We start from the raw sequence: 23,372 nt of genomic DNA on the forward strand, positions 1-23,372 counted from the left end.
TATAACTCTGCGCTATCAAATTTATTTAAGCAATTTGGATGCCATAAAGAAAGCAATGGAATTAGCCCTTTATAAACAACCTCATATCAATAATCGTTAGAGTTAGGAGCTCACATTCAACGCCTCCCCATGCACAAATACAATGCACGCGCACCAAAACAGCCCAAATTCACTCCCAACTCAATCATTCATCAGGCCAAAGGAAAGGCAAATAAGTCAGAGCGACACGGGCGATTTGTCAAGAAAAACGCTTTTGCTTACCGCTCAAATAAAATAGCCTCAAAAGCTTGTGCCGCGTGAGAACTCGGGCGGTTTTTATACTGCAATTGCAATAAAGGCCGTGACATCTCCACTTGTTGCGCATTCGGAAGTGTCTTTAATCGCCCCAATGTCACTAAATCGGCAGTGACGACTTCGGGCAGCAGGGCAACGCCAATCCCTTGTGCCGCGGCGTGTGCAATGGCTTCATTACTGCCTAATTGCATCGTCTCTTTAGGCTGAATATGGCAAGATGCCAACCATTGCTCGGTCATTTCTAACGTCCCCGACCCCGGCTCTCGTAGTAACCAGACTTGTTGATTAAACCAATCAATACAAGGTTCATTGACGTCACAATGACTGGCCATGACAAAGCTCATACTGTCTTGTTGCCAATAACGGCTACTAATCCCTTCCTGATGAGCACTGCCCTCCACCAAGGCCAAATCTAGGGTGCAGTCGAGAAGAGACTGCTCTATTTGCGCGGTATTGGCGACCTTGACTTCGACTTTAATGCCTGGGTACTGGTGATGAAACCTTGCTAGATAAGGAGGAAGCCAGTAGTTGGCAATCGTTGTACTGGTGCCAATCACTAAGGTGCCCTTTTTTAAGCCAGTTCGCGCTTTTATATCGTCAATGGCGGCTTTTTCAATCGCAAAAATACTGCGCGCATGATCAAACAGCGCTTGACCCGCTGCCGTCAGCGCCAGCTTCTTTCCTTTTGACGCCCGCTCAATTAATTTTATATCCAATTGATATTCAAGCTCTTTAAGCGCTTTAGAAACACCGGGTTGGCTAATGCACAACCGTTCCGCTGCCTGTGAAAAGCTGCCAAGACGAGCCACCGTGTGAAATACCCTCAGTGAATGCAAATTCATTGTATAACCTATTTTCATCCTTTAATTATTTTAATGTATTGGAGTTATATGTTATCGCTTCTTACAATAAAGGCAAATCACATGACAGGGGGGATAAAACATGTCGAATATCACTTTGGCGGTAAGCAGAAATGTGACCACGGCCTACCTAAAAAATACGCGTTGGTGGCTGGGCATACTCTTGGTCAGTACCCTTGCTTTGTGTGCCATTGAACTCAGTCATGTTTCCTGGTTTCAACAGACACAAATTAGCCCTTTAACACTGGGTATAGTATTGGGGGTTATCGTCGGAAATAGCCTTTTTCCCCACATTGCTCATCACACCGATCACGGGGTGGATTACGCCAAATCTTGGTTGCTCAAAGCGGGCGTGATTTTGTTTGGCTTTCGCATTACCTTTTCTCAAGTGGCCAGTGTCGGTTGGCAAGGCTTACTCATCGATGCGGTGATGTTATCAGGCACTTTTTTACTCGCCCTTTATTTGGCAAAACGTTGCTTTAAGCTCGATGACCAAACTGCCATCTTGATTGGGGCTGGCAGTTCTATTTGCGGCGCTGCGGCCGTTATGGCAACGGAGCCTGTGATCAAAGCTCAGGCACACAAAGTCTCTATTGCCGTCGCTACCGTGGTGGTATTTGGCACATTAAGCATGTTTACCTATCCATTGCTCTACCCCGTTTTAGGCTTAAGCGAACACAGCTATGGTTTATTGGTCGGCTCTACGATTCACGAAGTTGCTCAGGTGGTGGCCGCCGGCAGTGCGGTGAGTGAGCACGCGGCTGATATTGCCGTGATCGAAAAAATGCTGCGGGTGATGCTATTGGCACCGTTCTTATTTGCTTTGTCGTTTTGGTATCAAAAAAAGCACACCCAGACAGTAACCGATTCATCTCAAAGCAAACGCCTTTTTATTCCTTGGTTTGCCTTGCTGTTTATCTTAGCTTGCGGTGTCAACTCGCTGGGGCTGATTTCGCTTACCCACAGCAACGAAATAGCCGCGTTGGACAATATTCTTTTGACCATGGCCATGGCGGCGCTTGGACTTAGGACTCATGTGGGTGCGATTCGTCAAGCGGGGATTAAACCGTTACTTTTAGCCGGGTGTTTATTTGTTTTTCTTACTGTGGGTGGCTATTTTATCAATGGTCTCATCCGAGCTTTTTAGAAGTTGAAAGCCAGTAATACTGTCTCATAAAACGAAAAAACCGCTTCGGTCAACGTGATCAAAGCGGTTTTATTGATAAAAAAACGGTGAGCAGAGTGGGGATAATCAGACTCACCGTCAAAGGGGTTAATTTGCGGTTTTTAACATGCCTTTCGGTTCTTTGTATTTAAGCCATCCCCAAATGGCCGCTAATGCCACAAACGGAACTAATGGGTCGACCAATGTGCCACCTTGGCCAAAGATCAGGTTGAGAATCATCACAAAGCTCGCGCCAATGGCCCAGGCAATGGTTGAGGTCACGGACCAAATCTTTAACTGATCCGATAACTCGGTAATGCCCAAAGTACGGCTGATGATGTGGAAGTAAGAGTCGTTAAGATGTGAGAAGCCAACGGGGCCAACAGCACAAGCCAAAGCAACAAAGACAGGATCAAGGCCAAGGGTTTCCACCAAAGGTAACGTCATGGTCGCGGCCACCATCATAGACGCAGTCGCAGAGCCTTGAATCAAACGCAGCATCGACGCAATCGCCAATGGTACCAGCAAAGGAGGAATACCAGAGCTCGCAATCGCTTCAGCCACTTGAGGACCGGCTCCAGACGCTTTTAATACCGCGCCCATCGCACCACCACAACCGGTTACAATTAAAATCAGCCCGGTTGTTGATAGTGCATCATCCATTGAACCTATCATGTCTTTACGCTCAATATTGCGAGTTAGGCCATAAAGCGCCATCAACACCCCGATCCCCACAGCGACCACTGGGTTACCGAGTAAAGCAATCACAGAGTGGAAAAAGGAATCGCCTTTTGCCGTTAAAGTATCAATCAAGATCAACGCAATCGGTACTAAAATTGGACCAAATGACAAGAAGTTACTTGGCAGTTCGCGTTCGTCCGCTTCTTGTACCACTTCTAGGTTTGCCCAGTCCGCTTCTCGAGTGATCCAAGTGTCGCCGTTGGGAACTCGGTAGTAGTCTTTACCCACTTTGCGGATGTAAATCAGAGACAACAACATCATAGGCACAGACACTATCAGTCCCCAAAGCATGTAAACCCCAAGATCGACATTCAAGATCCCTGCAACCGCCACCGGACCTGGCGTTGGCGGCACCATCGCGTGTGTGATCAATAGGCCCAAAGCCAACGTCACCCCAAGACCAACAGCGGATTTACCGGTATTGCGTGAAATTGCGCGAACGAGGGAATGTAAAATGATGTACGCAGAATCACAAAACACAGGGATCGCCACGAGTACGCCGGTAAAGCCAAGCGCAATGTCTTCGCGTCCTTTGCCACACAGTTTAACAAAGGTTTTTGCCATTCGTACCGCGGCGCCAGAGCGTTCAAAACACGCGCCCATGATCACGCCAAAAGCAATAATAAGGCCGATACCACCTAAAACCCCACCAAAGCCGGCTTTGATTGCGTTGATAAGGTCGGTTGGGGCCATGCCAGCAAACAAGCCCATGATGATACTGGCGATCACCATTGAGAGCGCCACCGGTATACGTGTTTTGATGATCATCACCATCATGGCCACGATGCCAAGGATAATACCAATTAAAGCTGCGTCCATCGTTCTGTCCTTTTAATCAGTTTTGTTTCATTGTCTGCCGTAACCTGGGGTTACAGTCATCGTTATTGTCAGTCGAATCATAAACCTGCGTTTACAGGTAAGGCGTTGCCCAGCCTAATCCCTCATGGGTTGAGGTTTTGGGCTTGTATTCACACCCGATCCAATCTAGGTATTGTGCTTGTTGTAGGGCATTGAATAAATAAGGGTAATTAAGCTCTCCATCAAAAGGTTCGTGGCGGTCAGGTACTGAGGCAATTTGTACATGGCCTATCCAAGGCGACACTTCATTTATCAAGCGAACGAGGTCACCATCCATAATCTGGGCGTGGTATAAGTCGAGTTGCAGTTTGACGTTACTGCGCTCTACTTTTTGAATGTATTCCACCGCTTGCCTTTGGTGGGCAATAAAGTAATTAGGCGCATCATAGTGGTTGAGAGGCTCAATCATGATGTCAATGCCATGAGGACCGAGGGTATCTGCGGCATAACGCACATTGTCGATAAAGGTCTCCAAATGCGCCTGCACACTGTAGTTTGTATCGATGAGGCCAGACATGGCATGTACCTTTCGACATCCTAAGGCTTGTGCGTATAACAAGGCAGTATCGACACTGTCGCGAAATTCTTGCTCTCTGCCAGGTAACGCGGCAATGCCTTTTTCTCCAGCGTCCCAGTCGCCCGGCGGTAAATTGAAAAGCGCCACACTCAAGTCGAGTTCTTGAACCAATTGCGCCAATGCCTCGGGCTCATAATCATAGGGAAACAAAAATTCAACCGCATCAAACCCCGCTTCTTTCGCTTGTTTAAACCGCTCTAAAAAAGGGAATTCGTTAAACAACATGGTTAAGTTGGCTGCCAGTTTGGTCATTATTTGCCCCTTGATTGCAAGTCTTCAATCTCATCATCGGTGAGATAGCGAATCGGTTGATCTTTTAACAAAAACATCAGTTTTGCCGTTTCTTCTAGTTCTTCGGCGTTATCGACCGCATCTTCAAAATTCGACCCCGTGATCACAGGACCATGGTTAGCCAGTAAGAAGGCGCGATAATCAGCGGCACGCTTAGCCAGTTCATCGGCAATTTTCGGCGACCCCGGTCGGAGGTAAGGAATCACCGGAAGTTTGCCAATACGCATCACAAAATAAGGGGTAAACGGTCGAATCGCGTTGTCAACATCAATGCCCTGTAAGCACGATAGCGCGGTTAAGTACGTCGAGTGTAAATGGACAATCGCATTGCAATCGATATTATGGCGGTAGATGGCCAAATGAAACCCTGCCTCTTTAGACGGTTTTTTCCCCGATAAATGATGACCATCTAAATCGACGACCGATAACTCTTCTGCGACTAAACGGCCAAAGCAAGAGCCTGTCGGAGTCGTCAAAATATGACCATTGGGCAGTTTAAGCGATAAATTACCAGCACCGCCGGTGGCATAACCACGCTCGAACATAGAACGCGCGAGGGAAACCATTTGTTCACGTAATTGTTGTTCAGTCATGATAAAAATCCTGTGCCGTTTTGAAGAAGTACTCGTCGCCAAAATTGCCCGACTTAAGCGCTAGAGATAACCCCCCATCGACGGCTTTTACCCAAGGCACGCCAGGTGCGATTTGAGGGCCGATATGAAAACCACTGACGTTGAGGCTTTGGGTCACAGTTCCTGAGGTTTCACCGCCAGCAACAATAAAGTTGACGATGCCTTGCTCTTTAAGTTGATGAGCGAGTTGACTAAAGAAACCTTCGACCGCTTCACTGGATGCTTGGGCGCCGTATCGTTCTTGAATGCGCTGCAGTGATTGCGGATCCGCCGTGGCATAAACCATCGGTGCATACTGACCGCTTTGATGTTCTAGTACCCAATCAGCCACTTGATGAGCATAAGTCGGGTTATCAAAACACTGAGACACCTCTAGAGCGAAATGTGGCGCAAGTGACTGGTAGTAGCTGACTTGTCGATTGGTCATGTCAGAGCACGATCCCGACAAAATCACCGTTGGCTGATTGGTGGGTTGGCCAGCAACTGTGGCAGGCTGTGCGGCTTCCTGTTTTGCGCCCCAAGCCTTGGCAAGCCCTGCCGCTAACCCAGATCCTCCCGTGACCAAAGGCATCGATTGCACTGCAAGTCCCAAGGTATCAAGGTGAGCCATGTGAATGCTATCTAACACGGCATAACGCGCGCCTGTCGACTCAAGTTGTGCCAATCTTGCTTGTACCGCCTGTTCGCCTTGGTCAATGATTTGATGATTGACCAAACCACTTTTCCCTTGCGACTGCTGCTCCATCAAACGCAACACGCTAGAGTCGAGCATCGGCGTTACCGGGTGATGACGCATACCGGATTCGTTCAGCGGCTGATCAAAAACGAACAAATGACCGTTATAGACGGTTCGGCCATTGATGGGCAAAGCCGGGCAAACCACGGTAAAGGACTGCTCAAGTTCGGCCATCAGCGCATCGGTGACCGGGCCGATATTGCCTTTATCTGTGCTGTCAAATGTTGAGCAATATTTAAAATAAAACTGTTGGCACCCCTGAGCTTGTAACCAAGCTAACGCCTTTAATGAATCCGCAACGGCAAGCTCAACCGCACAAGAGCGACTTTTCAAACTGACCACGACCGCCTCGGCTTCAATGTCCAACTTATCCACTGGGATACCATTGACTTGCACGGTACGCATGCCGTTCTCGACTAAAAAACTCGCAATATCAGTGGCTCCGGTAAAGTCGTCTGCAATTACACCAAGTCTCATTGTTTTTTCTCCACGCCAGGCAGTTCAATACCATCGAAAATCTTAATCACCGCGCTGTCATCTTCTTTGCCAAATCCAGCGTTACTGGCTGCTTTAAACATATTCAACGCCGTGCTGGCTAAAGGTAATGGAAATTGTAAATCTTGCGCCGTATCCGCCACTAAATTGAGGTCTTTGACAAAGATATCCACCATCGACGTCGGTGTGTAATCACCATCAACGACGTGCTTCATGCGATTTTCAAACATCCACGAGTTACCTGCCGCGTTCGTGACGACGTCGTACATCAGATCTAAAGGAATATCCGCTTTGGCCGCCAACGCCATCGCTTCGGCCCCCACCGCTATGTGTACACCTGCCAACAGCTGATGAATGACCTTGACCGTTGCGCCCAGTCCGATTTGTTCGCCGATGTTGTAGACTTTCCCGGCAGTGGCCTCTAGCACTGGCGCCATTCTTTCAAAAGCCAACTTAGAGCCTGATGCCATGATGGTCATGTCACCCGCTTGTGCTTTTATTGCGCCACCAGACACCGGAGCATCTAGCATGATCAGATCGTATTGCTTTAGTTTTTCTTCAATCGCCTTGGCATCTTGGGCAGAGATCGTGGCGGACACCATGACGATGGTTTGAGGCTTTAACGAGGCTGCTAAACCAGAATCGAACAATACGCTGTTGACTTGCTTGGCATTAATTACCAATAACATCACGGCATCGAGTTGTTCGGCAAAGACGTTGGCATCTTGAGATACGCCTTTTGCACCTGCATTGCCCAGAGCTTCGAGCGCTTGAGGGTTAAGGTCGACACCATAAACATCCAAGCCAGCGCGAATACAAGATTGAGCAGCGCCCATTCCCATAGACCCTAGTCCAACAACGGCAATTGATTGTACTGTTTGCTTTTCCATACCTTCTTCTCGCTTAGCTCTATTATTTGGTCGTTAACACAGGGTTAGTGTGTTAATAAATGTTTGATGATGTGATTATATGTTAAAAGAGTTATTTTACCGTGCCAATGATCACGTTTTTATCATTTTTTCACACTTAAGAGGCATTTTTCACAATAAATAACAATCAAACCGTCCTTTTGTCTTTCTTAGGCAGGGGGTGTGAACATTAGATATCACGTTCACAACATTTATTAACATAACTTCACACACTTCGCTTTAGCTGCTAGGATATCAATATGTTAGTTATGGAATGAAAAGATATGATCCCAGCTGAACGACACAAAATGATCCTTGCCCTGTTATCACGCCAAGATGTGATCAGCATTAATGAGTTGGTGGATCAATTACAGGTTTCTCACATGACCATCCGCCGCGATATCGCCAAGCTTGAACAAAAAGGCCTGGTGATGTCGGTGTCCGGTGGGGTTCAGTTAACAACAGTGTTAAGCTACGAGCCTTCTCATGACACGAAAGTGACCCAACACTCCAAACAAAAAGCCTCCATTGGTCAGCTCGCTGCGCAGTGTGTTCACGACAACGCCTCTGTGTATCTTGATGCCGGCACCACGACACTCGAGATTGCGCATCAATTGGCGCATCGCAATGATTTGGTTTTTATTACCAATGATTTTGTGATTGCGGCTTATTTAACCGCCAATAGTCAAAGTGAGATTTACCATACTGGTGGCAGAATCGATAAAGAAAACCAATCAAGTGTTGGCAGTAAAGTGGCCCACTTTCTCAGTCAGATGAATATTGATGTGGCCTTTGTTTCCACCTCGTCTTGGAGTTTGAGTGGTATTTCAACCCCAAGTGAGCCCAAAGTGATCGTTAAAAAAGCGATAGCCGAGGCCAGCCAACACGTTTATTTGGTTTCTGATACATCAAAGTTTGGCAAGATAGCCACCTTCCACGCTCTGGATATTGACGTGTTTGACGCGGTGTTGACCGATCAAGATTTCCCACAGTCAGTCCGAGCTGAACTAGAGCAAAAAGGCATCGAAGTCCGCCTCGCTTAATCGGGAGCAAGCCTTGGCAGCACTCCTCATCGCCAAGGCAAATTCTCGTGGTATAGGGCCCTTAAAAGACCCAGGCAATGAGTAGCCAAATAGGAAGAAAAAACGCCAAAAAGCCTGACAATAAGTATTGCAGTTCGCCCAGTAATCCATCCCCCGCGACCAGAGCAAAAAGAATAAAGACCACCAACGTGGTGATAAACGCCGGAATGACGGCGGCTTTAATGCCTAATCCGCTGGCGAAATACTGCTGATTAAACTCAACCAAACTCGGCAACACCATGTACAAGCAAAACGCGAGTACGGCGATTAACACCAATAAGATGAGTGCAATACGACGGGCCTCTTTTTTGTCTTTAGCGTCACTTGTCGAAGGCATAGATTCTCCATTTCATTCTACACATACCGTTCATTTGCCGGTCTCAGTGGGTTAATACCAATCTAACTCAGTAAAAGGTCACCCTAGCGGGTTAAAAAAATCGATAACATCGTTAATAAAATAATATGTAAAATAACAACTTAGATTCCGTTGTTGATAACAAAAGGCTTGCCTTGTTATCAAGCCTGATCACTGCGCTATCATTGATCACATACTTCATCAGATTGGTATAACTCGCTCACCGCCCCTGTTAATCGGCTTGGTGAGACTTGATTAAATCGCGCAACTCATGGGGCCGAGGCAGACCTTCGACTTCAATCTCTGGCTCATCACCTGCGGTGTAAATGGCAATTTTTCCGACGCCAAAGACACGATTAAAGAAAGACTGATACACATTGACTGTGCGTATACCATCAATATTGAGCTCAGTGCGATCTTTACTCAGCAAGCCTTTTTCTAAAATCAAATCATTGCCAGAAAACTCGAGCTGAATACTTTTGCACTTGGCGTACCACCACAACAAAGCGATCAAACCGATGCCGATGGGAATGGTGATGAGCGCCAAAATAAATAACAGTGGGCTATTGCGAAACATAGCGGGGTGTTCTGAATACTGCATGTCGGTGTTGCTCCTGAAAATGAATAAAAGATCAGTTAATACAAACTTTTAAAGGTTATAGGTGAAATTGGCACAAAATGCACTCCCCTTGACAAAATTTAACCCAACCTTAAAAACAAGATGCGAGTTCCCCCTCACTTTGAGGCTAACAATGGACTTCCCTCTTAACCTGCCAGCCACCACTATGTGATCAATGGCCTCATCATGATCACAATTTTACAACCTTTTTGGGCAAATCATTAAAAAATACACGTACGTATTTTTTATTTATCTTGATGAAACTTTTTAAAAATACTTCTTAATAAACAACAAACTAAATATATATCTATTTTTTGATTACGTAAAACTACGTACTTTATGTATTCGAATCATTTTTATACGTTAATCCCCCTCGGTGTTCCTGCTGATTTTAACTCGCTGCAATTTACCGCAACCTTAGCGTGCAATCGATAAGTAACCATCAAGTTACAACAAAAGGAACGTGAAACATGAACCGTATAAAAAACAACTTCAAAGTGCTATTAAAAGGCACGGCCGTGAGCGCAATGATGGCCTTGTTAGCCACTTCAGCCAATGCAGCAGACAAAGTGTATCGCTTAAAGCTGGCCGAGACCTGGGGGCCTAACTTCCCTATTTTTGGTGATGCGCCGAAAAACATGGCCAAAATGGCTGAAGAAATGTCTAACGGCCGCCTACAAATTCGCATTGATTCAGCCAATAAACACAAAGCGCCTTTTGGTGTATTTGACATGGTCAAATCCGGTCAATACGACATGGGTCACTCCGCTTCTTATTATTGGAAAGGCAAAGTACCGAATACGCTCTATTTTACCTCTATGCCCTTTGGTATGTTGCCGACAGAACAATACGCTTGGTTCTACCACGGCGGTGGCATGGAGTTAATGGAAAAAGTCTATGCCCCCCACAACATGCTGTCTTTTCCTGGCGGGAATACCGATACGCAAATGGGCGGCTGGTTCCAAAAAGAGATCAATTCCGTGGACGATCTTCAAGGCCTGAAAATGCGAATTCCGGGCTTTGCGGGCGAAATTTTGGCAGAACTTGGCGCCAAACCGACCAACATAGCACCCGGTGAGCTCTACACGTCACTCGAACGCCGCACCATCGATGCTCTTGAATGGGTGGGCCCATCACTGGACTTGCGCATGGGCTTTCACAAAATTGCCCCTTATTACTACACGGGTTGGCATGAGCCGGCCACTGAGCTGCAGTTTTTGGTCAACAAGCGCACGTGGGAAAAATTGCCCGATGACTTAAAGGCGATTCTACAAGTCGCTATCAAGACCGCAGCCTACGATATGTACACACAATCTAAACACGAAAGCGGAAAAAACTGGGCGACCATTCAAACCGAATACCCAGATGTCAAAATCAAAAACTTCCCCGACGAGGTGATTACCTCACTGCGTGAAGCCAATGATCGCTTGCTCAAAGCCCACGCGGATAAAGACCCAATGGCCAAAGAAATTCAGCAATCTCAAGCCGACTACCTAAAACAAGTTCGCGCTTGGACTGATATTTCGACTAAGGCTTACCTCAATAGCTTATCGCAATAATGACAGACTCGGCGCCTGAGTTTCAGGCGCCCTTTATTTAGGTTAAGACTGTCCTTTTTCAATCTCGCATTGCTCACTGCGTGTCTAGGCGTTCAATGAGCATCAATTGTATTTGGTTAGAGCGAACGCAGTAACGCACTGAGTGAATGCCAATCCAACTGACTATATGGGCAAGCGCCTTCTCAATACTGTGTGAGATTCGACCTAGGGCAGTGGAATGTAAACGTGCTCATTTCGGCTTAATTTTAGCTGTCACGACTTTTGGAGCCACCAATGAAAAATTTAATTTATCTCGAAAAAGCCTTTAATCGCTTTGGTGATTTTCTCGGCTGGCTATCGAGTGTGCTGTTTATTTTACTACTGGCGAACGTCGTTTATGACGTCGTAATGAGGTATGTGTTTAATGACGTGTCCATCGCTTTTCAAGAAATGGAATGGCACCTGTTCTCCGCGGTATTTTTACTCGGTGTACCCTACGCTATCCGCGCGAGTGGTCACGTGCGGGTCGATCTTTTCTACGAGCGTTTATCCAACAAAGCACAAGGTATCATTGACCTTTTAGGCACGGTTTTTTTTCTATTGCCCTTTTGTTTTTTGGTCGCTTGGTTTGGCATTGACTTTGCCAAAGAGAGCTACTCATTGGGCGAAAGCTCTGGCGACCCGGGTGGTTTGCCCTACCGCTGGATAATCAAAGCCATGATCCCCCTCTCATTTTTGTTTATGGCCATCAGTGGTATTGGGTTAATCGTCCACTCGCTCAACAAAATTTTCAACCCTCATTCACTGCAGAAAAATCAAGCTTAGGAGTTAGCCATGATAGGTATCGTGATGTTTTTTGTTGCCTTGTTTGCTCTGCTACTTGGCTTTCCCGTGGCGTTTACCTTTGGGGGTATTGCGCTTATTTTTGGTGTCTGGGCCGAAGGCATGGACATGTTTGCCTTTATGCCTTTTCGCATTCAGTCAATCATGGAAAACACCGTATTAATGGCGGTGCCGCTGTTTGTCTTTATGGGTTTGGTGCTGCAAAAGACCAAACTCGCCGAACAGTTACTCGAATCAATGGGGCGCTTATTTGGTGGCGTTCGCGGCGGTCTTGCCATTTCAACGGTATTGGTTGGCGCACTGCTCGCGGCTTCAACCGGTGTGGTCGGCGCCTCCGTGGTGGCAATGGGGTTGATTTCTTTGCCCGTCATGCTTAAGTACAATTATGACAAGGGATTGGCCTGCGGCACCATCTGTGCTTCTGGAACCTTAGGGCAAATTATCCCACCTTCCATCATATTGATTTTACTCGGTGATGTACTGGGTATTCCCGTCGGTGATTTATTCCAAGCGGCACTGTGGCCCGGTTTTGTGTTAGTCGGCGCTTATGTCATATACATTCTTATTTATGCAAAATTAAACCCTGACGCAGCACAAACAATCCCATCAGACCCCAATATCAGCCGCAAAGAAGAAGTATTGACGGCTTTAAAAGCCATCATCCCGCCCCTTGCGCTCATTGTTGTGGTACTGGGTTCTATTTTTGCGGGTATTGCCACTCCGACAGAATCCGCGGCGCTTGGCGGGGCTGGAGCAATTGCCTTAGCGATTATCTATCGACAGTTCAGTTGGTCTATGGTCTATGATGCGTCGAAAGAAACCGTCAAAGTCACCGCCATGGTCTTTGCTATTTTGCTCGGCGCGACCGCCTTTTCGATGGCCTTTACCTATACCGGTGGCGATTACTTAGTCGAAGAGTGGATGTTGCAAATTCCCGGCGAGAAATGGGGCTTTTTAATCATCACCATGGTCGTCATTCTGATTTTGGGCTTTTTTATCGATTTTGTGGAGATCTGTTTTATTATCGTGCCGATCATTGCACCCGTTGCTGACATTCTCGGCATCAATATGACTTGGTTTGCGATTTTAATCGCCATGAACTTACAAACCTCCTTCTTGACGCCTCCTTTTGGCTTTAGCTTGTTTTACCTCAAGGGCGTGGCCCCTAAAGGGGTTGCCACAACGGATATATATCGCGGTGTCATGCCCTTTATCGCGATACAGATTTTAGTGCTGGCGAGTTTATTAGTCTTTCCTCAATTGTATGGAATGTGATCGCTCAATTAACGCTCTAAGCGTATAATTGATAAATTAAAAGGCCACCACAACGGTGGCCTTTTTTTCTACGAGGTCAAAATGCCACTGCAAGCCAAGTTGATTTTTTTGAGTCTGGTTCCGCTTTTACTCGTTACTGTCATCACGAGTTGGATTTCTATTCATCAAGCCAAAACCCTCGGCGCACAAGAAATTCAAAGCTTTGAACAAGGGCTCATTCGCTCAAAAGAATCGGCTTTAAAAGACAGTGTTGACCTTGCCCTAGATGCGATTGGCCATATTTACCACGACAAAAGTTTGCCGCAAGATCTCGCTCAGCAAAGGGTAAAACACATTCTCAATCACCTGCGTTACGGCAAAGAAAACGATGGCTATTTTTTTGTTTACGATATCAATGGCATTAACGTGGTTCATCCGGTTCAGTCAGAATTAATCGGTCAAGATCTCCTCCATATTCAAGATGAAAGTGGCAATTACGTCATCATGAGGTTATTAGAGCAAGCTCAAGCCGGCGGCGGCTTTCATCGTTATTTATGGCAAAAACCCTCTACGGGTGAAGAAGTTCCAAAACTGAGCTATGCCGCTTGGTTAGATGAATGGCAATGGATGGTAGGAACGGGGCTTTATGTCGAAGACATCACACAAGAGGTGGCCAAACTGCGCTCAGAAGTTGATAAAAACATCGAAACTACCTTCTTTTCTGTGATTGTCATTATGGTCATCACCGTGGCGGTGATTGTGGTTATCACCCTTGCTGTCAACCTTCACGAGCACCGACTAGCGGATAAAAGCCTTAAAGAACTTGCGCATAAAACCGTTATGTTTCAAGAGGATGAAAAGAAACAACTGGCAAGGGAATTACACGATGGCATCAACCAATTATTAGTTTCAAGCAAATGTCATCTCGATTTAATGCAGACAGAGCGAAGCGAAACACAACGCCAACAACACTTGCAACAATCGCAACGCGCGTTGTTAACCGCGATCAATGAAGTTCGGCATATTTCTCATCAACTGCGACCAAGCGCATTGGATGATATTGGCTTGAATGCCGCTTTAAAAACCTTGTTACAAGATTTTCAACTCCACGCGCAGATTGGCGTCGAAACCTCGCTTTGCCACCCTGCGACCAAGTTATCATCAGAAGTCGCCACAACCTTATATCGCATTGCTCAAGAGTCTTTGACCAATATCGAAAAACACGCCCATGCGGATTTAGTCACCGTGATCTTACAGCAAATGGGCGCGATGATGCAGTTGATCATTCGCGATAACGGCCGCGGTTTTGACGTCAGCAGTGCCATGCGAAAAAGCGGTATCGGACTGAGGAATATGCGCGAGCGAGTTGAATTTATTGGCGGTGAAATTGAAATTGAAAGCGAGCCTGGGTTCGGAACTGAAATCACGGTATTGCTCACCTTAGAAGGAAACCATTATGGATAATCATATTCGCGTGGTGATTGTCGACGATCATCAAGTCGTCTTAGAAGGGTTTATCTCGCGTTTAAAACAAGAGCCACAAATCGAGGTGGTCGGTTCGGCGAGCAATGGCTTTGAGGCACTCGAAGTCGTCAAAATGCTCCAACCCGATGTGGTCCTGATGGATGTGAGTATGCCGGTGATGAACGGCATTGATGCCACCAGGCAGATCAAACACGAATGCCCAGAAGTCAAAGTATTGATGCTGACCATGCACGATAACCGAGAGTACATCATGGAGGTGATGCAAGCGGGCGCGGTGGGCTACATGTTAAAAGAAATTTGCGCCACGCGTATGATCCAAGCCATCGAAACCGTCTATCAAGGCTCAACGTATTTTTGTGAGTCGGTCACGCAAACCTTGTTTTCACAACAGATTGCACCCAATACCAAAAAACCCAACCCGCTAAGTCGGCGCGAAGAAGCCATTTTAGCGCTAGTCGCCCAAGGACACAGCAGTAAAAAAATAGCGTCTTTACTCAATATTAGTGCGCGGACCGTCGAAACGCATCGGCAAAATATTAAACACAAGCTCGACATTCACAGTACCGCTGAAATGGCCAAATACGCATTAGAAAATGGGCTAATTGACTAGCCCATAACCTTGCAGTTCGTACGCACTTGGTGAAAAAGCTTAACGCTCGAACAACTGAGGCGCAGATTTTACCACTGACGGTGCGCGCTCAAGCATGACTTTTCCCTGTCGAACAGACCACAAGACCTCTGATTGCTGTCGAACGACCTCGACATCATCACCACCTTGTAAAATAATAAAGTTGGCTGGCTTACCGACTTCTATCCCATATCGGTCATTGATATTCATCACTTTAGCGCCATTGTCGGTAATAAAGTCTAGGGCGGTGTTAAAATCCTCATACCCCATCATATGACAAGCGTGAAGGGCGAAGTCCAATTCGCGCAGCAATTTTCCATTGCCCAAACTGTACCAAGGGTCTTGGATCGAGTCCTGAGCCAAGGCCACGTTGATCCCCGCTTTGCTAAGCTCTTTCACTCGAGTGATACCGCGCCGTTTAGGGAAGGCATCGAAACGGCCTTGCAAGTGAATGTTTTCAGTCGGGCAAGAAACAAACTGAATACCTGATTTTTTCAACAATCGAAACAACTTAGAACAATAAGCATTGTTATATGAGTGCATTGCGACGGTATGACTGGCCGTCACTTTACCGGCCATGTCATTTTCTAAGGTGGCCGTAGCCAGTACTTCTAAGAAACGCGATTGGTCATCGTCGATTTCATCGCAGTGAACGTCGACTAATTTTTGATGTTTTTTGGCCAGCGCTATCACATAGCGCATCGATTCGACACCGTATTCACGCGTGTACTCGAAATGGGGAATACCGCCAATAACATCGACGCCAAGTTCTATCGCCTGCTCCATCAACGCCTTGCCATTGTCAAAAGACAGTATGCCTTCTTGTGGAAAAGCCACGATTTGCAAATCCAGATACGGAGACAACTCGGCTTTCATCGCCAGGATCGCTTTTAGGGCGGTTAACTCAGGGTCGGTCACATCAACATGCGTTCTCACGTGCTGTACCCCTTGAGCAATCAACAACTCACAGGTGCGCCGTACCCGAGATTGCACATCGCTATGCGTTAACATGGGTTTTCTCTCGGCCCAACATTCGATGCCTTCAAACAAGGTGCCACTTTGATTCCACCGAGGCTCCCCCGCCGTTAACGCCGCATCGAGGTGCAGATGAGGTTCGACAAAGGGCGCGCAGACTAAATAACCTTGGGCATCTAACGCGCCATCAGACTCTATCCAGCCGACTTGTGGCTCGATAGCGCTAAACTTTCCTTCTTCACATCGTATGGTGAAGTAACCCTCTTGGTGGCGTAAGCGTGCATTAATTACTTTCATCCATTTCTCCTCGTTCTATCCTTCGTCGGCGCTCAATGACGTGAATCAGACGTCGCATTAGACAAGTCACGGTGATTCACCGTCGTTAACGCCAATTGATTATGCTTTTTTGTATTCAATCAATGTTTTTTCTACCAGTAATGCCGTTTGTAAGCTCAAACGCTGCTGAGCATCAAAAATATTCATCCCTGTGATCCGCTCTGCTTTGCGCAGTCGGTGGGTTAATGTGTTGCGATGTATTCCCAAGGCAAGTGCGCTGTTTCTCATCGCACCTAACTGTTCAAAAAATACCATGAGGGTGTGTTTTAATTCTATTTGTGCCGGATCCTTAGTTTGAAAAAGCTCGCCAAGGTGGCGCTGACAAAATGCGTTTAACAACTCTGGGTTCTCGCTATTACCAAACAACTGCACGACGCCAAGGTGTTGGTAATGCATCATTTTTAGATCATGAGCGAGGCAATACCTTACCGCTTGTTTCACCTCTAGAACCGCTTTAGAAAGGTCTTGGAAGCACTGAGCTTCACTGATCCCCAACACACATGATGGCCCTAAAGCATCCATTCTCTCTAATAAATATTGCCAAGGCAGGTCCCTCTTCTCGCGACTCAACGACACCGGCAAACACAGCAGCCAACCTTGCTGATAATCCAGTAATGGCAATACGCTGGCCTGCTTATCGAGAAATTGCTTAAGCAAATATTGGACGGCCGCTAACTCATTTTGCACCAGATGAAAGCACTGGATCATGGCCACAACGATGGGTTGATCCAATGAGAGTCCTAATTGCGAGACTTGTTTCAGGGCCAATGGGTCACATTGCGGACTTTCTATCGACTGATACAACAGCCATTGGGTTGATTTTTGAGCGTGCTCCGTATCGATAATCGCTTTTGAAATCAACTGGGTAACCTTAACCATTGGAAAAGTATAAGGTTGTGAAATCAGTGGCAAGTCCAACTTGTCTGCCACTGACAATAAGCGCTCTGGGATCGCGGTTAAATACGGGGAGTCGATCAACATCACCACCCCGCTAGCGTGGCACTGAGCCGCGCTGTTAAATAACTCCACCAACTCTTGAGTTTGCCACTGCCAGTTAAGGCCGGTAATAAAGATCAGCTCACCACCTTCGAGCCAATCTTTAATATCGGCATTCTCCGCAACATAGGGCCATCGAACCATATTGCCTTGTCCGCCCGCTCCTGCACAAAGACGCAGAGAAGACAAACTGGACATGGCGAGTAACTCTTCTATTTTGATCACAGATTAAGCACTTTCCAACGCATTGGCTTTATGGGCCGCAATGTAAAGTAATAACGAATAAAACCCTGCCGCCGTGACAATACCGACTAAAGGTGCAATCCAAGGTGAAAAGTACGCACACGCCGAACCGACAACATAAGCCGATAACCCCATCATATTAAATGCTGGTAAGTTGGCCTGCTCTAAGGACGGCATTTTCCCCTTATAACGCACCCAATATTCCGTCATGATAATGGCCCCAATCGGCGGGATAAAAGTACCCAACAAAATTAAAAATGGGATCAGAAGGTTATACATGCCTAACATCGCCATCGCGGTACCGATTGCCGCTCCAATGAGGGTAATTAGACGACGCTTGTCGGTGCGCAATACATGGCAACCTGCAGCTGCAAAGTTGTAAATGGTGTTATCTTGCGTCGTCCAAATATTGGCAAACAGCATTAAAAGGGCCACCAACATAAAACCTTGCGCCAGTAACACATCAACAATGTCTGCTTGCTGGTAAATCATTGCGCCAAAAGCACCAACAAAAACCATCAATCCGTTACCGATAAAAAAAGCAGCCAGTGTACTCCATACCGCCACTTTGCCACTCTTGGCAAAACGGCTCCAGTTGGTCGCTTGGGTACCGCCGCTGACAAAAGTACCAAACACCAGTGTAATGGCGGCGGCAACCGGCATCGATGTGGTTGGCTCTTGCGCGATAAGTTGTGTTAAGCCACCGATATCCACAAAACCTTGATAAAAACTCAGGCCAATGAAAAAGAGCATGAGCGGTACTGATATTTTTGATAACCACTCCAAAGCGCGATAACCGATATACGCTGACACGCAAAAGGCAAAACCAAAGACAAACATCAAAGGCAAAGTGTAACTTTCGGGTAACTCGAGTACCTTTACTAAAATCAAGGCAATAGTCGCTGTGCCCCAGGCATACCAACCAATCTGAGTAAACCCTAAGACAAAGTCCGATAATTTACTGCCCTGAGTACCAAATGCATAACGGCCAAGTAATACGGTGTTTAAACCCGTTTTGCTGGCGATATAGGCTAATGCCGCCGCGTAACTGCCAAGTAATACATTACCGACCAATAAGATGGCGAGCATTTGATAAAAACTAAACGCCGTCCCTAACGTCCCTCCGGCCCACATTGTCGAGGTAAAAAAAGTAAAGCCGAGTAACACTGACATCATAGACCACAGGCCTTTTCTTTCACTGCTAGGAACGGCACTTAACGGGTAATCACTATTGCTGTTCATGGTATTCATCCTTGAATAAGTGGCGAGAAAATCACAATTTTGAAACCATAGACAAACAACTTACATGCCAACAAACGACAACCTCATGACGGCAGTCACTTCAGCATTCAAGTGCAATAACGCGACGTTATTTGTACCAAATGCACAATAAATGAAGAGAGAGCTCAGTCATCATTTTCCGCAACGTTAAACGACGCACCAAAAGTGACATTTTTCACCATCATTGTGCGCCCTCTTCTATACCTAACTCACCAGCGCTTATTATGAGCGGAAGGTAAAAAGCCCTTGCCAGTGTCGTTCACGCGCCAACTGATACAATTGCTCAACTTCTCTATGGCTTTCTTGTTGTAACCACTCAATGATACTTTGGTGAAGTGATGAAGGCTGTCTTTGGTGACAATAATACTGCCAAGCACTGTGTTGCACCGGTACTTGAGAAGGGCACGTCAAAAAGCCTTGTTTCATTTCCGGCAACACCAGCATCAAATCCGTAACCGTGACGCCTTGCCCAGCTAAACAAGCACTTAGCGCCAAATCTAGGGTAAAAAACACCGAATTTTTGACCTTGTCATTTCGCGGTATCTGGTTTTTCTTTAACCATGAATTCCAATCTTCGTGATTAAAAGTCGGGTGCAGGCGAGGCAAGCTCAACACTTGCTCTAAATCTTGTTGTTCACCCAACAAGTTCGGTGGGCACACGGGAGACATAAACTCATCGCGTAGATAGGTAAATGCGCTGTGCGCTTGATACTGGTGTCCTTTTCGCGTGTTAAACACAAACAAATCATAATCACCTCGGTGGACACCTTCATCTTCTTCCAATGCAGGAACAACACTGATATCGACATTCGGAAACGACTCACTAAGGCGTTTAAATTTGGGGATCAAGCAGCGTGTGGCATAACTCAAGGTCGCTTTAATCACCACTTTTTGATGTTCCTGATGTTGCCATGAGGCAATCAGGGTCTCTAACGCTTGATAGTGTTGACTCAAAGTTGCAAATAACGCTTGGCCATGAGCGGTTAATTCTATTGCTCGATGTTTGCGGATCACTAAAGCGACCCCAAGCTCAGACTCGAGCTGCTTTACCTGTCGGCTCACGGCGCTTTGCGTCACGTGAAGCTCTGCCGCCGCTTGAGTAAAACTCAAATGTCTCGCCACGGATTCAAACGATTTAAGACTGTTGTGAGAAAAGGGAAGATCAGGGTATGGCGACATCATTCGCATTCCTTAAAGTCATACCAAAGAGGCAGAAATGTCAATTGAACATTGGATAAGATATCCGTACCTTAGGGCTCTATTCTACCGAGGTTACCATGCAAAAAATACTTTCTCTTGGCATTCCGTTGATGATATCGCAACTGATATCCATGGCACTTGTCGCCACCGATGTGGCAATGATGGCACACTTAAGTGTCCTAGATCTCGCTGGGGGTGGCCTTGGCGCCTCGTTATTTGCTCTGGTTTTCCTTGTGGTCAGCAGTATTGTCGGTTGTAGCGCTAACTTAATGGCCATGGCTTTTGGGCGATATCATCACTCTCCTACAGAGCAAAAACAGGCCATTGGCAAGCTGATTAAAGGTGGGGTGCTACTGAGCGTCATACTCAGTTCTTTTGTCGTGTTCGCACTGTCTTTTGTTGCCCCATTTTTCATACTCACCGGTCAATCTGTTGCAACCACAAACATAGCGATGGCTTACCTTGGCACTTTGAAATGGTCGGTACTACCCACAATACTTCTCTTAATATTACGTGCCTTGACTGGCACTTACGGTCAAACTCGCTCTATTTTAATCATGTCGATAGCAACCGTAGTGATCAACATTCCCATCAGTTATTTGTTGGCCTTTCATTGGCAAATGGGCATCACGGGTCTAGGCCTGGGCACCACGCTCTCTGCTTGTTTGGTTTTATTCGGCTACGGGTTTTGGGTCTTCGCTCAACCACAATTTACGCCGCTGGCACCTTGGCATTCCGTTGAACAATATTCACTCTCTTTAGTTACTCCTTTACTCAAAATGGGCTTGCCGATTGCCATTGCGGCCTTACTGGAAAACGGTCTGATTTTTGGTGCCACCTTCATGGCGGGCAGCATCAGTATTGCGGCCCTGGCATTACACCAGGTGCTGCTCCAATGTTTAAGTTTTACTTGGAACATCAACTTTGGCCTAGCTCAAGCTGCCGCTATCCTAGCTGGAAAAAGCTATGGGGCCGGTCAAATGGATCAGATCAAAAAGACGGCTATGAATAGCTTTACTTTAGTGACTTTGGTCAGTGTCATTCTGTGCAGCGTCTTCATGACCTTTCCCGACATAATTCGCTGGGTGTTTCAAATTGAACCTCACAGCGAAATGCATCAATTGCTCAACACGTCCCTCTGGGTGGTGGCGTTGTGCTTTGTGGTCGATGCTTGGCAACTGCTGGCAATAAACCTGTTGCGCGGAATGAATATCGTACTTGGTCCCACCGTGATGACGGCCATTGGCTATTGTGGCTTTGGCTTACCAGCGGCAGCCATGTTAATGCAAGGTTATGGTTTGGTAGGACTTTGGGCGGGCATTGCCATTGGCTTGGCCTTAACGGCGGTGTTGTTAATCGCGCGCATGCTGTTCTTTTTTATGCACTCTCCCAAGGGACAAATACAAACTGCGCAGCCCGATTAAAAGGCCAACCCGGAATCACGCCACACTTGCTAGACGCGTGCTGATTGAATACGCCATCGAGCAAGTGACTCATGACTCAGCCATGAATAAAAACTTGGGCCGCCAAGGCCAAAAAGACCACGCCAGTCACTCGGTCAATCCACACGGCGTGGCGACGGATCATAGAAACAACATGGCTTTGAGATAACAATAACGCCATTAACGTGTACCACAACCCATCGATGAGCGTTGGCGTCGCAATCACAGTCAGCTTATCCCAATGATCGTAGTCAAGGTGAACAAACTGGCTGAACAAAGCGATGAAAAAAAGCGCGATTTTGGGGTTGAGTAACGAAATTAATGCCCCTTCTCGCGCAGATTGATACCAAGGCACGGCATTGCCCGACGACAGTTTATCGGCAATGCCACCTTGCGAGCGCAACGCTTGCCAACCTAAATAGGCCAAGTAGCCTGCCCCAGCATAACTGACGGCATGAAAAACCATCGGCATTTGTTGTAACACCACCGCCAGTCCAAGCAAAGTGAGCAGCGCATACACACCAATTCCCAAAGCATGAGCCCAAGCCGCGGCAATGCCATTAACGCGCCCTCCCGCGAGAGTATGCTTGGCGACAATGGCAAGACTCGGGCCTGGTGACATCGCGCCGAGTAAAGAGACACTGAATAAAGCCAGCCAAGTAGTGAGCGTCATGATGTTTCCTTGTTAAAACCGATAATGAAAGGCAATGTATAGATTACAGGCGTGAAGTGTAGCGAGCATAATACCAAAAACAAGTTTAAACACCGAGTCGCTTGCAGGTTGCGTCTCGGTGTGGGAATGATTCAATGAAATGAGCCGTTTAGGCGTGATCGTTTCGCACTAAAAGTTAAACCCGATCCCGGCGCTCAGGGTGCTAAAGTCCCATTCTTCAATGTCAGTGTATTCATAAGACAGATCAAGGGCAATATTGTCAGTGACATTGACTCGCAGACCCGCAGCCAGCGCCAAATCACTTTCATCATCACTGGCAGAGTCAGAAGAGTCGCTCACTTTAATCTCAGCCCGTGCCAAGCCTGCCATACCATACACTTTTAAATTGTCAGACAACGAATACGTGGGGCCAGCGAGTAAAGAGAGGTAATTGATCTCAACCTCTATATCACTGGTATAGGATTCGCTGCTCTTTGTGTAGGTCAGTGAACTGATAAAGCCAATTTTATCGTCGGATTGATAGGTGTATTTGAGGTTAATGCCGGCAGGATCATCGATAAGCCCATTGCCGGTGTCATCGCCAGTATCAATGTCGGTACTAGCGTAGCCTACCGATAAAGCTTGTTGAGGATTCAGTAATTGTTCAGCCATCACACTGCCTGATGTGGTGAGCCCGGTGATCAAAGCGCATAAAAGCGTCGTCTTTTTCATATTCGCTAGCCATTTTTGATGTTGTTGTTTAATAAGCAAAAGATCTCATAATTAAACAAGTATGGGCAGAGACACACACCTTTAATGTGATCCATATCATATAAAATATCGATGAATAACACGCGATCATCATAGTTAACCATTTGAAAGATTT

Annotated in this window: 22 protein-coding genes; 8 read left to right on the forward strand and 14 right to left on the reverse strand. The window is 46.6% G+C overall.

Going from position 1 to position 23,372, the window contains the following annotated elements:
- Positions 1-257: 257 nt before the first annotated feature.
- Positions 258-1,136, reverse strand: coding sequence for a LysR family transcriptional regulator (locus tag AB0763_RS10440; protein WP_306100743.1), 879 nt, complete (start codon positions 1,134-1,136; stop codon positions 258-260).
- Between the two features lie 100 nt (positions 1,137-1,236).
- Between AB0763_RS10440 and AB0763_RS10445 the strand changes: the two genes are divergently transcribed.
- Positions 1,237-2,301 (forward strand): YeiH family protein, encoded by a 1,065-nt coding sequence (locus tag AB0763_RS10445; protein ID WP_306100742.1) that lies wholly within the window; start codon positions 1,237-1,239, stop codon positions 2,299-2,301.
- Between the two features lie 126 nt (positions 2,302-2,427).
- On the opposite strand, the gene AB0763_RS10450 is transcribed toward AB0763_RS10445, so the two are convergent.
- The 5 genes from AB0763_RS10450 to ltnD form a co-directional block, all read right to left on the reverse strand.
- A complete protein-coding gene (locus tag AB0763_RS10450) occupies positions 2,428-3,879 on the reverse strand; it encodes a GntP family permease (RefSeq protein ID WP_306100741.1) in 1,452 nt (483 codons plus the stop codon).
- Between the two features lie 91 nt (positions 3,880-3,970).
- Positions 3,971-4,747, reverse strand: a complete 777-nt coding sequence (otnI, locus tag AB0763_RS10455; RefSeq protein ID WP_306100740.1) for a 2-oxo-tetronate isomerase — start codon at positions 4,745-4,747, stop codon at positions 3,971-3,973.
- Complete coding sequence (locus AB0763_RS10460) at positions 4,747-5,379, reverse strand: aldolase (protein ID WP_306100739.1); 633 nt, start codon at positions 5,377-5,379, stop codon at positions 4,747-4,749. Before AB0763_RS10460 ends, otnI begins: the two co-directional genes overlap by 1 nt.
- Positions 5,372-6,631, reverse strand: coding sequence for a 3-oxo-tetronate kinase (otnK, locus tag AB0763_RS10465; RefSeq protein WP_306100738.1), 1,260 nt, complete (start codon positions 6,629-6,631; stop codon positions 5,372-5,374). The genes AB0763_RS10460 and otnK overlap by 8 nt, the downstream gene beginning before the upstream one ends.
- Entirely contained in the window at positions 6,628-7,539 is a 912-nt protein-coding gene (gene ltnD, locus AB0763_RS10470; RefSeq protein WP_306100737.1) for an L-threonate dehydrogenase, read from the reverse strand. The genes otnK and ltnD overlap by 4 nt, the downstream gene beginning before the upstream one ends.
- Before the next feature lie 302 nt (positions 7,540-7,841).
- On the opposite strand from ltnD, the gene AB0763_RS10475 reads away from it, so the two are divergent.
- Complete coding sequence (locus AB0763_RS10475; protein WP_306100736.1) at positions 7,842-8,600, forward strand: DeoR/GlpR family DNA-binding transcription regulator; 759 nt, start codon at positions 7,842-7,844, stop codon at positions 8,598-8,600.
- Positions 8,601-8,661: 61 nt separating this feature from the next.
- Here AB0763_RS10475 and AB0763_RS10480 read toward each other — a convergent pair whose 3' ends face one another.
- Both AB0763_RS10480 and AB0763_RS10485 read right to left on the reverse strand, forming a co-directional pair.
- Entirely contained in the window at positions 8,662-8,976 is a 315-nt protein-coding gene (locus AB0763_RS10480) for a hypothetical protein (protein ID WP_306100735.1), read from the reverse strand.
- Positions 8,977-9,226: 250 nt separating this feature from the next.
- Positions 9,227-9,595 carry a PH domain-containing protein gene (locus AB0763_RS10485; protein WP_306100734.1) on the reverse strand — a complete coding sequence of 123 codons (369 nt, stop codon included), beginning with the start codon at positions 9,593-9,595 and terminating at the stop codon, positions 9,227-9,229.
- A 488-nt stretch (positions 9,596-10,083) separates the two neighbouring features.
- On the opposite strand from AB0763_RS10485, the gene AB0763_RS10490 reads away from it, so the two are divergent.
- From AB0763_RS10490 to AB0763_RS10510, 5 genes are all read left to right on the forward strand, one after another.
- Positions 10,084-11,172, forward strand: a complete 1,089-nt coding sequence (locus AB0763_RS10490) for a TRAP transporter substrate-binding protein (RefSeq protein ID WP_306100733.1) — start codon at positions 10,084-10,086, stop codon at positions 11,170-11,172.
- 273 nt (positions 11,173-11,445) lie between these two features.
- Positions 11,446-11,976 carry a TRAP transporter small permease subunit gene (locus AB0763_RS10495; RefSeq protein ID WP_306100732.1) on the forward strand — a complete coding sequence of 177 codons (531 nt, stop codon included), beginning with the start codon at positions 11,446-11,448 and terminating at the stop codon, positions 11,974-11,976.
- A gap of 9 nt (positions 11,977-11,985) precedes the next feature.
- On the forward strand, positions 11,986-13,269 hold the full coding sequence (locus AB0763_RS10500; protein ID WP_306100731.1) for a TRAP transporter large permease subunit: 1,284 nt from the start codon (positions 11,986-11,988) through the stop codon (positions 13,267-13,269).
- A gap of 81 nt (positions 13,270-13,350) precedes the next feature.
- The gene (locus AB0763_RS10505; protein ID WP_306100730.1) at positions 13,351-14,712 is read left to right on the forward strand and encodes a cache domain-containing protein; all 1,362 of its coding nucleotides are present in this window, start codon (positions 13,351-13,353) and stop codon (positions 14,710-14,712) included.
- Positions 14,705-15,343, forward strand: coding sequence for a response regulator transcription factor (locus AB0763_RS10510; RefSeq protein WP_306100729.1), 639 nt, complete (start codon positions 14,705-14,707; stop codon positions 15,341-15,343). Before AB0763_RS10505 ends, AB0763_RS10510 begins: the two co-directional genes overlap by 8 nt.
- 39 nt (positions 15,344-15,382) lie before the next feature.
- On the opposite strand, the gene codA is transcribed toward AB0763_RS10510, so the two are convergent.
- From codA to AB0763_RS10530, 4 genes are all read right to left on the reverse strand, one after another.
- Positions 15,383-16,633 carry a cytosine deaminase gene (gene codA / locus AB0763_RS10515; RefSeq protein WP_306100728.1) on the reverse strand — a complete coding sequence of 417 codons (1,251 nt, stop codon included), beginning with the start codon at positions 16,631-16,633 and terminating at the stop codon, positions 15,383-15,385.
- 99 nt (positions 16,634-16,732) lie between these two features.
- Positions 16,733-17,893: a PucR family transcriptional regulator gene (locus AB0763_RS10520; protein WP_306100727.1), complete on the reverse strand. Its 1,161-nt coding sequence runs from the start codon at positions 17,891-17,893 to the stop codon at positions 16,733-16,735.
- Positions 17,894-17,896: 3 nt separating this feature from the next.
- Entirely contained in the window at positions 17,897-19,153 is a 1,257-nt protein-coding gene (gene codB, locus AB0763_RS10525; protein ID WP_306100726.1) for a cytosine permease, read from the reverse strand.
- 261 nt (positions 19,154-19,414) lie between these two features.
- On the reverse strand, positions 19,415-20,371 hold the full coding sequence (locus AB0763_RS10530) for a LysR family transcriptional regulator (protein WP_306100851.1): 957 nt from the start codon (positions 20,369-20,371) through the stop codon (positions 19,415-19,417).
- 98 nt (positions 20,372-20,469) lie between these two features.
- Between AB0763_RS10530 and AB0763_RS10535 the strand changes: the two genes are divergently transcribed.
- On the forward strand, positions 20,470-21,816 hold the full coding sequence (locus AB0763_RS10535; protein WP_306100725.1) for an MATE family efflux transporter: 1,347 nt from the start codon (positions 20,470-20,472) through the stop codon (positions 21,814-21,816).
- Positions 21,817-21,892: 76 nt separating this feature from the next.
- Here the strand turns inward: AB0763_RS10535 and AB0763_RS10540 are convergent, their stop codons facing one another.
- Together AB0763_RS10540 and AB0763_RS10545 are read right to left on the reverse strand one after the other, a co-directional pair.
- Positions 21,893-22,507 carry a LysE family translocator gene (locus AB0763_RS10540; protein ID WP_306100724.1) on the reverse strand — a complete coding sequence of 205 codons (615 nt, stop codon included), beginning with the start codon at positions 22,505-22,507 and terminating at the stop codon, positions 21,893-21,895.
- A 168-nt stretch (positions 22,508-22,675) separates the two neighbouring features.
- Positions 22,676-23,218, reverse strand: coding sequence for an Ail/Lom family outer membrane beta-barrel protein (locus AB0763_RS10545; protein ID WP_306100723.1), 543 nt, complete (start codon positions 23,216-23,218; stop codon positions 22,676-22,678).
- Between the last annotated feature and the right edge of the window lie 154 nt (positions 23,219-23,372).

This window comes from Vibrio sp. HB236076, assembly GCF_040957575.1.
Taxonomy (GTDB): domain Bacteria; phylum Pseudomonadota; class Gammaproteobacteria; order Enterobacterales; family Vibrionaceae; genus Vibrio.

Excerpts from the sequence above, each read along its gene's own strand:
- AB0763_RS10440 (WP_306100743.1), bottom strand. The coding sequence starts at position 1,136 with ATGAATTTGCATTCACTGAGGGTATTTCACACGGTGGCTCGTCTTGGC.
- AB0763_RS10445 (WP_306100742.1), top strand. The coding sequence starts at position 1,237 with ATGTCGAATATCACTTTGGCGGTAAGCAGAAATGTGACCACGGCCTAC.
- AB0763_RS10450 (WP_306100741.1), bottom strand. The coding sequence starts at position 3,879 with ATGGACGCAGCTTTAATTGGTATTATCCTTGGCATCGTGGCCATGATG.
- otnI (WP_306100740.1), bottom strand. The coding sequence starts at position 4,747 with ATGACCAAACTGGCAGCCAACTTAACCATGTTGTTTAACGAATTCCCT.
- AB0763_RS10460 (WP_306100739.1), bottom strand. The coding sequence starts at position 5,379 with ATGACTGAACAACAATTACGTGAACAAATGGTTTCCCTCGCGCGTTCT.
- otnK (WP_306100738.1), bottom strand. The coding sequence starts at position 6,631 with ATGAGACTTGGTGTAATTGCAGACGACTTTACCGGAGCCACTGATATT.
- ltnD (WP_306100737.1), bottom strand. The coding sequence starts at position 7,539 with ATGGAAAAGCAAACAGTACAATCAATTGCCGTTGTTGGACTAGGGTCT.
- AB0763_RS10475 (WP_306100736.1), top strand. The coding sequence starts at position 7,842 with ATGATCCCAGCTGAACGACACAAAATGATCCTTGCCCTGTTATCACGC.
- AB0763_RS10480 (WP_306100735.1), bottom strand. The coding sequence starts at position 8,976 with ATGCCTTCGACAAGTGACGCTAAAGACAAAAAAGAGGCCCGTCGTATT.
- AB0763_RS10485 (WP_306100734.1), bottom strand. The coding sequence starts at position 9,595 with ATGCAGTATTCAGAACACCCCGCTATGTTTCGCAATAGCCCACTGTTA.
- AB0763_RS10490 (WP_306100733.1), top strand. The coding sequence starts at position 10,084 with ATGAACCGTATAAAAAACAACTTCAAAGTGCTATTAAAAGGCACGGCC.
- AB0763_RS10495 (WP_306100732.1), top strand. The coding sequence starts at position 11,446 with ATGAAAAATTTAATTTATCTCGAAAAAGCCTTTAATCGCTTTGGTGAT.
- AB0763_RS10500 (WP_306100731.1), top strand. The coding sequence starts at position 11,986 with ATGATAGGTATCGTGATGTTTTTTGTTGCCTTGTTTGCTCTGCTACTT.
- AB0763_RS10505 (WP_306100730.1), top strand. The coding sequence starts at position 13,351 with ATGCCACTGCAAGCCAAGTTGATTTTTTTGAGTCTGGTTCCGCTTTTA.
- AB0763_RS10510 (WP_306100729.1), top strand. The coding sequence starts at position 14,705 with ATGGATAATCATATTCGCGTGGTGATTGTCGACGATCATCAAGTCGTC.
- codA (WP_306100728.1), bottom strand. The coding sequence starts at position 16,633 with ATGAAAGTAATTAATGCACGCTTACGCCACCAAGAGGGTTACTTCACC.
- codB (WP_306100726.1), bottom strand. The coding sequence starts at position 19,153 with ATGAACAGCAATAGTGATTACCCGTTAAGTGCCGTTCCTAGCAGTGAA.
- AB0763_RS10530 (WP_306100851.1), bottom strand. The coding sequence starts at position 20,371 with ATGTCGCCATACCCTGATCTTCCCTTTTCTCACAACAGTCTTAAATCG.
- AB0763_RS10535 (WP_306100725.1), top strand. The coding sequence starts at position 20,470 with ATGCAAAAAATACTTTCTCTTGGCATTCCGTTGATGATATCGCAACTG.
- AB0763_RS10540 (WP_306100724.1), bottom strand. The coding sequence starts at position 22,507 with ATGACGCTCACTACTTGGCTGGCTTTATTCAGTGTCTCTTTACTCGGC.
- AB0763_RS10545 (WP_306100723.1), bottom strand. The coding sequence starts at position 23,218 with ATGAAAAAGACGACGCTTTTATGCGCTTTGATCACCGGGCTCACCACA.